This is a genomic window from Sphingobacterium sp. UBA7253, assembly GCF_002472745.1.
Taxonomy (GTDB): Bacteria; Bacteroidota; Bacteroidia; order Sphingobacteriales; family Sphingobacteriaceae; genus Sphingobacterium; species Sphingobacterium siyangense.
This window is the reverse complement of the sequence record NZ_DKSP01000216.1, coordinates 16,935-29,306: the sequence shown is the minus strand read 5'-3', so window position 1 is coordinate 29,306 and position 12,372 is coordinate 16,935. Positions and strand designations below refer to the sequence as shown.

Here is a 12,372-nt window from a genome sequence, read left to right as displayed (position 1 = left end):
TATTAACATACTCACCTTTTTCCTGCATGTCCATCGCTATCATAACAATGCCTTTGACAGCATCACCGGGATAATTATCTACTGTTCCCAATGCCTCGTTCCATTTTTCCTTATAAGTTATTCCCAAATCACCGGCACCGCCATTTTCAAGAATTAGACAGCTCTTCCCCCAGTCTACTGTGGACAATTGTACTGGATATTTATAAATAGCGGTATGATCGCCAAAACCTGCTAAAATTCGGGAAGATAATTGTTCTGTTTTTTCCTGATCCGCCTCCATATTTCCCAAAAGACGGTAAGCCCATATACCGATACCAATTGCTGCAACCAATACCAGGCCTACAAAAGTGAATATTGCTTTCTTATTTCCCATAGTTCTATTTTATTTAATTAATTACCAATCAAATATACTTAGTCTATATGCTCATTTTCACCCTTTTTACAATTCGCTTGACCTGCCTTATTATTTGCTGCGCTTGCGTAAATAAACGTTATAAAAAAAACAAATACTCGAAACTTTGCAGTCCAAGTTTTCAACAACATGAGATAATAAGAACTGTCACTATTTTATTTTTATCATAAATCGATAATTCATACTGACACATAGCTGTCACCCTGTGATTATATCTTTGTTTAACCTTAGTAGGAAAAGAAAAATATTAAACGAAAAAACAATTCCAGTGCGAAGGCTATTAGTAGGATAACTAATCGAATTTTAAATTATTACAGTAAAAAACATGGAAACATTACCACAATTAAAAGAAGAATTAGCGAATGAATATCAAATTACAAAAAACTTTATTGCACTTTTCCCTGAAGGCAAGAATGAATATGCCCCACATGAAAAAAGCATGAAAATGATGCGTCTGGCAACCCACTTAGTCGAAGTTTTCGAATGGCCAAGTACCATTTTAAAGACTTCAGAACTTGACTTTGCCAAAAGTGCTTATGTGCCCACAAGTCTATTGACCCGGGATGATCTCTTAAAAAAATTGGACGAAGATTACGAAGCCGGAAAAAATGCTTTAGAAACAGCTAAGGAAGAAGACTTGATTCCGAGCTGGACCATTAAAAATGACGGCCATGAACTGGCAAGCTGGAGCAAATACGGTGCTATTCGTCACTCATTAAACCAGATTACACATCACAGGGCACAATTAGGTGTTTACTATAGACTCAATGATATTCCCCTTCCGGCAAGTTATGGCCCCTCTGCCGATTCACTGAATTTCTAAAAAGCTAGCTGCTGGAATGAACATACGACATCTAGATGTATTATGTTCATTCTACGCCGGACAATAGGTATGTGCGACAACACCACCTGGAAAAACCTGCGCGTGCATAAGCTTTAGTTCACAGGGTTTGGAAAGACCGTCAAAGATGGGCAGCCCAGTACCCAATGCAATTGGATGTGTGATCAAATGATACTCGTCAATTAATCCGGTTTCAATTAAACTTCGCATAAATTCAGCTCCGCCATGCGCCAATATTGGCTTCCCAGATTCTGCTTTTAGTGCTTTAATTCCTTCAATGAGACCTGCATCAAAAACCCGGGCATTCATCCAAGAGGAATTCGCAGGAAGCTTTGTATTGTCTGCGAAATCTTTTGTTTTGGGATGATAGCCCTCTTTTGTAAAGACAGCTTTAGGGATTTCATTCATTGCTGCCGCAAAAGGATTTGTCGAAGCAGGCCAATAGGAAGCCATTACTTCAAAGGTCTTTCGACCCATTAGATGAATGCCGGCAGATTCACAAATATTTAAAACCCATGCGCTAGAATGATCGTCGCCACTTTTAAACATCCAATCAAGTTCACCGTGGATGCCCGCAACAAATCCATCGATGGAAATAGACATTTTCATTATTAATTTCCGCATAACAAAAACTTTAGTTTTTAATAAAACAAATCCAATTTAAAATTGGGTTACTGTCTCTCAAAATTAAACCATTTCATTCGACGTACGGCGGGGACAAACCGTCAATATAGAAGGGCAATTACGACAGTTCTTTTTTCTGCCCCTTACCCTCCTCAAGGGTAAGCATAAAATCTAAATAGTGCTTTTTCTTCGCGAAATGCTGATCATCCAATAACTTTTTATAGACCGAGATGGCATTAAAAAGAATTTGAAGATTATCCTCATTATAACGATCTACATTAAAATAGATTAATTCCCTATTGATATATGTGTCCAATGACGTAAGCAACGTATCATCCAATTCGTCTTTGCTTCCAGGAAGTGCCATAAGTGTTGCCAGTTTCTTTTTTAACTCCCCTTCCATAGGTTTGACGTCTCGCAACCTAGCCTCAATATCTGCGAAAGGCAAAGTCTGAAATATAAACCGGGTGTTCTCCGTCATGTCAGCATAAAGTTTTTCTGCCTCTTCATAATTTTTATCGAAAAAAGCAAAATCATAATATCTCCGTTCAAACTCTTCACACATCCCCTGGTTATCCGCTAAGCGTGCAAAATAAGAGTGGATCTGTTGGTTATAGAGGGTAATTTTATGCTCCGTAGCTACAATATTGTTTTCAATTTTCCCCAGTAATTCGAAGGCATCCGCAGCACGATATTTTATACCATCGTAGTCAAACGACTTTAACTTTAATTCGCCTTTGCCGATTGCTTCAACGACATACTTATCATTTTTCAGGCTATTAAGTTCATATAATGCGTCAACTCTACTATCGGCAAATAATTCATCAAAAGTCGGCTTTGACTGTTCCTGAAAAATTGGCGTTTCACCTTTTCGCACAGGATGATTGTAGTCATAGAAATCATTGAATCTTAGATCAACAGCATACTTGTTCATCCGATTTTCAAAATCCGCACTGAAAGATGCTATTTCTAACAGCGAAGGAGGATGTTGATACTGTACCTGCGCAAACAACTTGTCCGAAATCTGGTTTGTTACCGCAGCACGATTAGCTAGCAATTCAATAGCAGGTGCGTTGTTGATTTCTTTCTTGACAATATTAAGCTGCTGTAATGCCTTTACCCGATCTTCATCCGACGGATGAGATGACCATTGATCTTCAAGATTTAATTTCGATTTATCATATTTTTTTAAAGTCGCTAATTCGATCTGGGGAAAGCCATTTCGCACTTGATATCTATTGCGTTCCGCAAACAGGAGCATGACATAGCGATGCTCGGGATAAATATTGCGACTGCGGATATTTTCAGAAAATTTGCTATCATAGAAGGTAAGCACATTATTTAGTGCATGATTTGCAAAACTCAAGCGCAGCAGCGAATCAGCCAAAGCCTGGGAACCGGCAACATGTGCCGCAATCTCATCCGCATGAAATTCCATCTCTCTCGATAATGCCAAATAATTGAGATTTACATATTCGTAAAGATGCTTCAAAATATGCTGAATCTGTTGGATAATAAACACTGATATGCCAATAAAAATCGCAGTGTATCCACTGATGTTGCTCCATTTATCAAACATATTATCCAGCGATTCATTCTTATACAGCATATTGTAGATAATCTGATTAACATGGTAAACATAGCTACCCACTTTCATGCTCTTTTGTGAGAAGTGTCCAAACTCGTGTGCAAGAATAGCCTTTAATTCCTGTTGAGTAACTGCATTCACCAGCCCCACACCAATCTGAAGATTTTTCTTAATGGGTAAAAACATACTCCAAAAACTAGAGTCATAGAATACAGATGCATTGACCTCATGCGATAGAAAAACTTTCTTTGGAAAGCTGGTATCAACTTCTTTTACGACCTCATGAATAAGTGCGAATAACTGTGGTTCGTCGCGCTCATATATCTGCGTAAGATGTCCCGTATCAACTTTTGTTGACGCAAAAACAAATTTTAATAAAAAGAACAGTATAGTCAGACCTGTAGCGAGTAAGCCCAAACATAAAATTGCAGTGTAAAACATGGGCTTGGCGGTGAAAATCATTATTCCAAGTATGGTAAAACCAACTGTAATACCTATTGCGAAAAGCAGCAGAATAACATAAGTAATCGCAAACACAACAATAGATAAAATTGTTTTACGCGCGTGTTTCCTAAAGTTTGTAGATACTTGTACCTTCATAAATTGTTTATAAAGCAAGGATAATTGACTATATAAATCTAAAAAATAAAATCCATTTGCCTATAAGTTTCCAGCATCCAACTTTGCAAACTTATCCGATAAAATACCAATCAATGCATTATGCCGCAAACCCACGTACATCTTAAATTGCTAATAACCTTTTTGTAAAGAAACCTCATTGAGCAAAGGTCGCCCGTCAACCATTCTTCGATAGTTATCCACCACTTGTAAGACGGAAGAGCCAATATTTGTCCTACCCGCAACATGCGGGGTTATCACAATGGATGGGCAATCCCAAAAGGGATGATCTTGCGGTAATGGTTCTTGATGAAATACATCCAGATATGCTTCGGCAATTTTCTTTCCATCAATTGCATCCAACAAATCACTTTCCACGAGATGTTCCCCTCGACCAACGTTCACGAGTACAGTTTCTTTTGGGCACAAATTGAACAAATCACAACTTAGAATTCCCTTTGTTGCATCGGTCAATGGTAGGATATTAACCATAAAATCCGTGTCTTCAAGGGCAGAACGAAGTCTTTTCATTCCAGTAAACGAATTCACTCCCTTAAGATTTTTAGGTGAATTAGCCCACCCATTTACGTTGAATCCCAATTGGACCAACCTTTCAGCCACATAACCACCAATTTCGCCTAATCCTAAGATAGTAACCCTGGTTTCACCAATTGATTTGTATAGCAAGGGCTGCCAATGTTTCTTTTCTTTTTCGTTTATATAAGCCGAAAACTTCTTCATCGAATGCATCAAGCAAGTCAAAACATGTTCAAACATATCGCTTTTCAACATGGGATCGATAATCCTACAAATGCGGAGATGGGATGAAACACTTTTGGGAAAAAGGTGATCTATTCCGGCGCCCCCAGACTGGATAACTTTTAAGTTTGGAAAATGAGTGTAATAATCTGCTTCAGGTTTCCAACAAAGCGCAAATTCGACCGCATCATAATTTTCAATCTCAGGGAAGATCTCCACCTTTATTTCAGGTAAATATTTATTGATTTCTACCTTCCACTCCTCGGCCCTGGCCCTATTCAGTATTAATGCTATACTCATGTTTTGTTGGTTTACACGAAAATAACATTTTATGCCGATCTATCGTTTGCTTTCTTGGGGATTCTTAGTCTTACGTTTTCAAAAAATTTTGTGATGATTTCCTTTATTTAGACAAAACAGTGGGCTAGCTGTCTGCCCAAATTAGCTGAAACAATCGATTCTATTAAAAAACAAAGTTTAGAATCTATTTTAATCGTAAATTGGTGGAGGACATCCATAAACATAGATTCAGATGGCACTCAAAAACCGAATTATCCTAATAAGCCTAATCATTTTTAAATTCATTATGCAATACCAGTTGATTAGCCCAACCTACGAATTGCAGCGCGATGAATTCTTACATATAGATCAAGCAAACCATTTAGCTTGGGGCTACCTTTCCGTACCACCATTAACATCGTGGATTTCCTATCTCATCAAAATACTTGGCAATTCTGTCTTTTGGATCAAGTTTTTCCCGGCACTTTTCGGAGCCTTAACGATTCTTATCGTTTGGAAAACAATAGAATCGCTGAAAGGAAATCTATTTGCACAGTTCTTTGGAAGCTGTTGTATTATGTTTTCTGTACTATTCCGTTTGAATGGTTTATATCAACCTAATTCATTTGATGTCTTATGTTGGACCTCCATATATTACTGTATAATAAAATATTTAAACAACAGACAATCCAAGTGGTTATTTTATATGGCTATTGTTTTTGCGCTTGGATTTCTAAATAAATATAACATCGTATTTCTGATCTTGGGTTTGATCCCCGCAGTCGCATTGGTTCCGGAGCGAAAAATATTTACAGAAAAAAAGCTATATTACGGAATACTCATCGCCATACTAATTATCCTTCCCAATATAATATGGCAATACAAAAATAACTTTCCTGTATTTGTTCATTTCAAAGAACTTCAAGATACGCAACTTGTCCATGTTAACCAATGGAGCTTCATACGTTCTCAATTTTTGTTTTTTTTCGGGACCTTTCCCGTCCTCATTTTTGGATTATATGCACTGCTGAAACATCCTGCATTTAAAACATATCGTCTGTTCTTCTACTCATTCTTTATCACCCTTGGAATCTTCTTATTTCTAAGAGCTAAAGATTATTATGCAATAGGTCTTTACCCTATATATTTTGCTTTTGGCGCAGTTTATATTTCATCACTTTTGGAAAATAAAACTGGTCAGATTTTAAAACCTATTTTGATCGCTTTAACTGCGATCCTATTTCTTCCGGTCTATAATATTGCATTTCCCAATAGAAATCCGGCATATTTTGTGAACCATCCCGATAAATACAGAAAGTATGGTATGTTGACCTGGGAGGACGGTAAAGAGCATCCGCTCCCGCAAGATTTTGCGGATATGTTGGGATGGCAAGAACTTGCACGCAAAGTCGATAGTCTCTATGACCAAATACCTAGATCGGAAAATACGCTGGTACTTTGCGACAATTATGGGCAGGCCGGCGCCATAAACTACTATTCCAAACGCGGAATTAAGGCTGTTTCATTCAATGCTGACTACATCAATTGGTTTGATTTGAATAAACCATACCGCAATGTTATTCGAATTAAAGATCGCTGGGAACGAGAAAGAGAACTAGCAATAACAAGTCCTTTCTTCGGCAAATCAATATTGGCCGACTCCATTACAAATAGCTACGCCAGGGAATATGGCACAGTAATCTTCACTTTTATTCATGCAAAAATCAATATCAATGAACGTATCTCCAAAGAGATCGCATCAGAAAAAACAGCGAAGAAACTTCCTTTGTAAATAAATCATTTTTTAAGCGATTAAGCTAATTCCAGTCTATTTTTTTATTAAAAAAAATAGTATATTTAATTCAATAGCCAAAGGCTTCCAGCGCAAATGATACTTATCGTATATCTTCTGGTATCATAACTACGCCATGGAGCTTAACACCAAATTAACAGGATAATTATGCGCTTTTTGAATTTCTTGAAAGGACAAAGTAATTTGAGACAGATTGACGTTAGTGAAGACGATGATTTTGTAGATTTACAGCTGACCGTCACAAAATACTGGAAAGATGACGACGAACATCATATTGTCCAAGCTAAGGGGCTTTGGGGTAGAGAGATAGTTGGTTTGGCAATCGCCTTTCGTCCCGACATGAAATTGGGCATTGTCGATACCGAAGTCGATAAACAAAGGTTTTATCGCGAAGGGATCAATTTCTATTCGATTGGCAAATTAAGTGACAATTTTACCAAAGCCTTAAATAGCCTCTTTAAAATTGATGGTACATCCTTTAAAATGCACGATAATATTGGATCGACCGCCTTTATCGTCAGTGGGCACCCGGAATATTTTGATGAAGAATATATTAAAGCTAAAGTTTTCTTTGACGACGGAAATGAAAAACATCATTACGCGGAATGGTATGTCAACATCGATTTAAAACACAATATTCTCGAACTTCGAGAAAAAGACCCCGGATATAGAAAAAACATCATTAGTATCTTGACAAATGTTTAAATTTGAGCGTGAATCCGTCAGCCTCAAAAAAAAATAATACCATCCCATTAAATTCATTTCCTAATGAGTTTAATTCGGGAATGGCTATAAAAAGGAATGCTGTCAGAAATTTAGAGTTAGATAAGATAAGTCAGGCACATCGTGATGATTTCTACTTGTTTTTTATTCTTGAAGAGGGAAATGGAATATTTGAAGTAGATTTTCAGCGCTATCAATTAGGCTCCTCCGCCGTAATGATCATCCAGCCTTACCAAGTACATCGGGGTTTAGCTATGGATTACAGCGCTTTTAGTGTCTTAATGATCAGTGTAGAAAACCTAAACTCAGACTACGTAAACGCGCTAAAGGATATTACGACGATTGCTCCCATCGAAATCGATCAGGATACAATGGCGGTCTTATCCCAGACTGTAGACACCTGTTTAAAAATCAACGAAAGAAGACATGAAAAACTATATACTGCACTAATGAAAGATAGCTGCAATACCATCGCGGCACTTATTATCTCGCAGTATTTAATCCAATCAACTAAAAGTGATGCACAGTCTAGATTCGAACTGATCAGCAAACAGTTCAGTTCACTGTTAGATAAAGATTTTATTGACATTAAACAGCCTAGAGCATATGCAGAGAAAATGAAAATATCAACGGCCTATCTCAATGAATGTCTCAAAAAAACAACCGGAAAACCCGTTACTTATCATATTCAGCAACGCGTTGTATTAGAAGCAAAACGTTTGCTCTACCATTCAAATAAATCTGTAAAAGAAATTGCAGTAGAGCTAGGTTATGACGACTATCCATATTTTTCACGTCTATTTTCAAAAGTAACCGGTATGACAGCTCTTACCTTTCGAAATAGGAACCTTGAATAGTCCAATATTTACCACTTTTTATCTCTTTTAAACTAGAGCGAATTGGTATTTCTTTGTGTTAGAAAGCTTGGTTCAGCCCGTCGTTAGCGACAACTCGAACAGCGTCTTTAATGATTATCTAAATCCGACAGAAAGGAGATTGTAGTCCATTAAATATCAAGAAGAACACCACAAATAAAAGAGAAAAGGAATGAGATATTTTATCGCTGAGCCCGTCGGGCATATCAAAAAAGATTTATTTTTTGAAGTCGCAAATTTTTTTTGGGACAGTGGAAATGAAGTTGCTTTAGGAAAAAACAGGATATGCGACTGTGAAAAAATGCAACATGATGACTACGATTACACCATTTCATTAGTCCCTAATAACGAAACTGTTGAATCCTTATTTAAAACACACTACACCATCCTAGGCAAATATTTTGACAAAATTAATAACAGCAATCCGATGCTAATATTAGCAAATACCGGCATTTATACGAATGCCCTTCCCTATCCCCATAAGATTTACAGTTTTGAAAAATTGGACAAACAGGCGTTAGCCAGCTTTTTTGACTGGTGCAAAAAATTCAATTTGTTTGTTAGGAGAAGATAAACAAGTTCAACCACTAAATATCAGAATATGCAGTGGGATATAACAGTACTTTTATACTTTTGGAAACGTTATTCTGATATTGCGGTAAATCCTGCATTGGTTTGTATAAAGGTCCAAAATCTTTCCAATGTATATTCCGATCTTCCATGTTCTCAAATGCCGTCAGATACATCAGGTTGGGCATTGTGCTACCAGCAATCACCTGTCCATAAAAAACAGCATTAAAATTCAGTTTTTTGAAAATATCGATCTCTCCATTGTTAAACATCGCTATCTTATTTGCAGAAAGCTGCTCGGTTGCGGCTTCATAACTGCGTAGTTCATAAATGCGTTTATTTTTTTCAGCAGATAATTTAGGAAGCGCCGATTTGGGCATTCCTTCAAATGCTTTCATCCATATTGTCTCCAACCTTTTGAAAGGAGGATTACTATAACCTGCCTCAATATAAGCCTTTCCAGCCTCCAGGTATTTTTGATCTTTGGCAAGCCGCTGATCCAAATTAACCAGCAAACTGAAGTCTGCAGCACTGATGAACACATAAACCAATCTATCTTGACCAGCAGCATTTTCTAAGGGCTTAAATACCCCGACCTCTTTAAATCCCAATTTATGCAATGCCGGCAAATACGCCGATTCAAGATACTGATCAATGACTTTCTCCTGCTCATCGTTCTCATAATGATATACTTTCAATTGAAAATACGCTTGTTTCGATTTCTCAAAAGCGAACAGGCAATTTCCTGCCATGATAAATAATAGCGGCAATATGAAATGCCAATTGGAAATAAAAATGTATTTTTTCATTAGAATTCAGGACAACATTGGATATTAATTAAAAAATAAAGATAATACTATTTTTGAAAGTTCAAAATTAGACTAACCCAGCAAATTAACTCCCTTTTTCATCTTTATATATCGAAAATACGGGTTTATACTTATTAGAATCGGTATTTTAACCTTATTCTCGCAATAGCTTTTTATTTAATTTAGCTCCACCTTTTTTAAAGCTGCAACATGTCAAACAAAACAATACTTATGTTGGACGATGATAAACATGTCCTTGAAATATGTACTATAATCCTCGAAACAAATGGCTATAATATGGCGGTCTCTGAAACGTCTCATGATATTATCGAAAAAGTAGAAGAGGTACATCCTGATTTAATTTTGATGGACAACTGGATACCCAAAATAGGCGGTGTAGAAGCCACACGATTGCTCAAAAATCATCCCTTATATTGCAATATCCCTGTCATCTATCTATCCGCTAATACCGATATCGAAACACTAGCTCAGCAAGCCGGAGCAGACAGCTATCTCGCCAAGCCCTTTGATTTAGAAGACTTAGAAAATAGAATAGCCGAACTACTGTAGTTCCTAATCTTATAATTCAGCATCTTTACATATTTTAGCACCATTACGGAAATGCTACTCCTGAAACTTATATTTTGATGTCCTAATTGCGCATAAGGCCACATTGAAACGAATAGGATCATGTGTTGCTTTAATACAATTGCGGCTTGCTCAATTGCAGGCATATATAGTCGTAGTTGTCGCGCCATAATCATCGGGAATCAGCAATTGAGAAGGAATGCTATACCACATTTGAAGTATAAATAATAATACATACTTTCGCGTTATAGTATTAGAAATAATCATTAAGACAGCATTAATTACGTTATGTCAGAGCCCGTTTTAGCATTTCAATCAGGTTCATTCCATATCCGTCAGCTTGCAGAGAACGAATCTCCACTTTACAAAGCGATGCGTATCGAGTCAATTCAAACCGAACCTACACTTTTTAGACGGAGCACTCCTCCTGAAATAGAACTATCTGACTTGGATTGGGCAGAACGCATAAGATACCCACGCATTGTTTTTGGTCTTTTCGAAAATGAAAAAATGATTGGGATAACCAGCATGCTGCTGTTGAATAAAGAAGAGGCCTACTTTGGTCAGTCCTTCATACAGCCGCTGTACAGAAAATTAGGTCTATCGAGTCTTTTGTATAAAATAAGAATGGCGTGGGCCACCGAGAATCAATTAAGAAAACTGACGATAAGCCATCGTGAAATAAATATGATTTCGAAAGCCGCTATCCAAAAAGCCGGTTTTCATTATAGTCATAAAGAACTTGTGCAATGGCTCGACGGAACAACTGGCTACTCCATGTATTATAGTTTATTCCTATAGTCAGTAAGGCTAACTAACTTGACTGTTGATCAATCCCGGCAAACCAAGATATGGTAAAAATAACAGCTTTTCCATCTTGAATGCGTATATTGAATCGTAGTCATTTTATTGGCTTTCGAGACTTTCCATAAACGCAATAATATCTTTCATTTCCTTTTCACTCAGATGCAAATTTTCATCTGACAATGTCTGATTGGATAATTTGATCCCCAGTCCTGCCCCACCCCCATTATTATAAAATTCCATGACCTCATCCAACGTCCGATAGATCCCATTGTGCATATAGGGAGCAGTTTTCTTTACATTCCGGACAGAAGGTATTTTAAAAGCATATTTATAAGAATCAACACCAATGATATCATAGTAGCCTAAATCCGAATCCAGCACAGAATCTTTCATGGATTTTGGAACTCCTAGGACTTCGACTTCGCTCTGAATAAATTTGGGCGGTGTAACACCGTTGAATAAAGGCAGGAAATGACAGGTCGCACATTTTCCCTTGCCCATAAATAAATTAAACCCATTCACTTCCGATTTGGACAATGCGTTCTTATCCCCACGCATATAATCATCAAATCGGCTATTGATTTTGGTCAGGCCACGAATGTAAGAAGCAAGTGCATTGCTTACCTGCTCTGCTGAGATTGGGCCATCCACTGTATTGAATGCTTTATTAAATAATGACCGATAGATTTTATCCGAAGAAACATATTGAACGATATCAGTTACCGAGCCGTCCATTTCCTGCTTATTACCAATGACATCGTGTATCTGATCTTCCAGCGTCAACGAACGCATATCATAGAAGTAGTTGGACTGTAAGGCCGCATTGAGCAAAGTAGGCGTATTACGTTTGAGCAAACGTCCCGAACCATGAATGTCCACTTGCAAGTTCAACCCATCTGTAAATGCAAGGTCCGGATGATGGCATGAAGCGCAACTTCTCGTATGTGTTCCTGACAAAGCAACATCATAAAATAATTTCTCTCCCAGTACGGCCTTTTCATTGCTGAAGTGAAATTTTGGTCCCGGGCTAAAGGCATCTACATTAAATGCATTCAGATCAAACATC

General features: G+C 37.4%; 13 protein-coding genes. 7 read left to right on the top strand and 6 right to left on the bottom strand.

Annotated features, from left to right (window positions below):
- A partial coding sequence (locus tag B2X72_RS21970; RefSeq protein WP_286851484.1) for a hypothetical protein occupies positions 1-373 on the bottom strand: 373 nt, incomplete at its 3' end.
- A gap of 364 nt (positions 374-737) precedes the next feature.
- Here B2X72_RS21970 and B2X72_RS21965 point away from each other — a divergent pair.
- Entirely contained in the window at positions 738-1,235 is a 498-nt protein-coding gene (locus B2X72_RS21965; RefSeq protein ID WP_070566923.1) for a DinB family protein, read from the top strand.
- A 51-nt stretch (positions 1,236-1,286) separates the two neighbouring features.
- Here B2X72_RS21965 and B2X72_RS21960 read toward each other — a convergent pair whose 3' ends face one another.
- The 3 genes from B2X72_RS21960 to B2X72_RS21950 all read right to left on the bottom strand — a co-directional run bounded on the left by B2X72_RS21960 (position 1,287) and on the right by B2X72_RS21950 (position 5,142).
- Positions 1,287-1,877 carry a dihydrofolate reductase family protein gene (locus tag B2X72_RS21960; protein ID WP_046675080.1) on the bottom strand — a complete coding sequence of 197 codons (591 nt, stop codon included), beginning with the start codon at positions 1,875-1,877 and terminating at the stop codon, positions 1,287-1,289.
- Positions 1,878-1,995: 118 nt separating this feature from the next.
- Positions 1,996-4,065, bottom strand: coding sequence for a M48 family metalloprotease (locus B2X72_RS21955; RefSeq protein WP_070566926.1), 2,070 nt, complete (start codon positions 4,063-4,065; stop codon positions 1,996-1,998).
- 150 nt (positions 4,066-4,215) lie between these two features.
- Entirely contained in the window at positions 4,216-5,142 is a 927-nt protein-coding gene (locus B2X72_RS21950) for a 2-hydroxyacid dehydrogenase (RefSeq protein ID WP_070566928.1), read from the bottom strand.
- A 232-nt stretch (positions 5,143-5,374) separates the two neighbouring features.
- On the opposite strand from B2X72_RS21950, the gene B2X72_RS21945 reads away from it, so the two are divergent.
- From B2X72_RS21945 to B2X72_RS21930, 4 genes are all read left to right on the top strand, one after another.
- Complete coding sequence (locus B2X72_RS21945; protein ID WP_070566930.1) at positions 5,375-6,913, top strand: ArnT family glycosyltransferase; 1,539 nt, start codon at positions 5,375-5,377, stop codon at positions 6,911-6,913.
- 168 nt (positions 6,914-7,081) lie between these two features.
- Positions 7,082-7,639 carry a hypothetical protein gene (locus tag B2X72_RS21940; protein ID WP_046675076.1) on the top strand — a complete coding sequence of 186 codons (558 nt, stop codon included), beginning with the start codon at positions 7,082-7,084 and terminating at the stop codon, positions 7,637-7,639.
- Positions 7,640-7,647: 8 nt separating this feature from the next.
- Complete coding sequence (locus B2X72_RS21935; protein WP_236560262.1) at positions 7,648-8,514, top strand: AraC family transcriptional regulator; 867 nt, start codon at positions 7,648-7,650, stop codon at positions 8,512-8,514.
- A gap of 190 nt (positions 8,515-8,704) precedes the next feature.
- On the top strand, positions 8,705-9,106 hold the full coding sequence (locus B2X72_RS21930) for a hypothetical protein (RefSeq protein ID WP_070566934.1): 402 nt from the start codon (positions 8,705-8,707) through the stop codon (positions 9,104-9,106).
- A 13-nt stretch (positions 9,107-9,119) separates the two neighbouring features.
- Here the strand turns inward: B2X72_RS21930 and B2X72_RS21925 are convergent, their stop codons facing one another.
- Complete coding sequence (locus B2X72_RS21925) at positions 9,120-9,911, bottom strand: NIPSNAP family protein (RefSeq protein WP_070566935.1); 792 nt, start codon at positions 9,909-9,911, stop codon at positions 9,120-9,122.
- A 210-nt stretch (positions 9,912-10,121) separates the two neighbouring features.
- On the opposite strand from B2X72_RS21925, the gene B2X72_RS21920 reads away from it, so the two are divergent.
- Together B2X72_RS21920 and B2X72_RS21915 are read left to right on the top strand one after the other, a co-directional pair.
- Complete coding sequence (locus tag B2X72_RS21920) at positions 10,122-10,481, top strand: response regulator (RefSeq protein WP_046675074.1); 360 nt, start codon at positions 10,122-10,124, stop codon at positions 10,479-10,481.
- A gap of 306 nt (positions 10,482-10,787) precedes the next feature.
- Positions 10,788-11,300: a GNAT family N-acetyltransferase gene (locus tag B2X72_RS21915; RefSeq protein ID WP_046675073.1), complete on the top strand. Its 513-nt coding sequence runs from the start codon at positions 10,788-10,790 to the stop codon at positions 11,298-11,300.
- Positions 11,301-11,405: 105 nt separating this feature from the next.
- Here B2X72_RS21915 and B2X72_RS21910 read toward each other — a convergent pair.
- Positions 11,406-12,372, bottom strand: a 967-nt coding sequence (locus B2X72_RS21910; RefSeq protein ID WP_286851482.1) for a cytochrome-c peroxidase, incomplete at its 5' end; no start/stop codon positions are given.

Bases quoted from the DNA above. Each gene is read 5' to 3' on its own strand.
- B2X72_RS21965 (WP_070566923.1), top strand. From the start codon at position 738: ATGGAAACATTACCACAATTAAAAGAAGAATTAGCGAATGAATATCAA.
- B2X72_RS21960 (WP_046675080.1), bottom strand. From the start codon at position 1,877: ATGCGGAAATTAATAATGAAAATGTCTATTTCCATCGATGGATTTGTT.
- B2X72_RS21955 (WP_070566926.1), bottom strand. From the start codon at position 4,065: ATGAAGGTACAAGTATCTACAAACTTTAGGAAACACGCGCGTAAAACA.
- B2X72_RS21950 (WP_070566928.1), bottom strand. From the start codon at position 5,142: ATGAGTATAGCATTAATACTGAATAGGGCCAGGGCCGAGGAGTGGAAG.
- B2X72_RS21945 (WP_070566930.1), top strand. From the start codon at position 5,375: ATGGCACTCAAAAACCGAATTATCCTAATAAGCCTAATCATTTTTAAA.
- B2X72_RS21940 (WP_046675076.1), top strand. From the start codon at position 7,082: ATGCGCTTTTTGAATTTCTTGAAAGGACAAAGTAATTTGAGACAGATT.
- B2X72_RS21930 (WP_070566934.1), top strand. From the start codon at position 8,705: ATGAGATATTTTATCGCTGAGCCCGTCGGGCATATCAAAAAAGATTTA.
- B2X72_RS21925 (WP_070566935.1), bottom strand. From the start codon at position 9,911: ATGAAAAAATACATTTTTATTTCCAATTGGCATTTCATATTGCCGCTA.
- B2X72_RS21920 (WP_046675074.1), top strand. From the start codon at position 10,122: ATGTCAAACAAAACAATACTTATGTTGGACGATGATAAACATGTCCTT.
- B2X72_RS21915 (WP_046675073.1), top strand. From the start codon at position 10,788: ATGTCAGAGCCCGTTTTAGCATTTCAATCAGGTTCATTCCATATCCGT.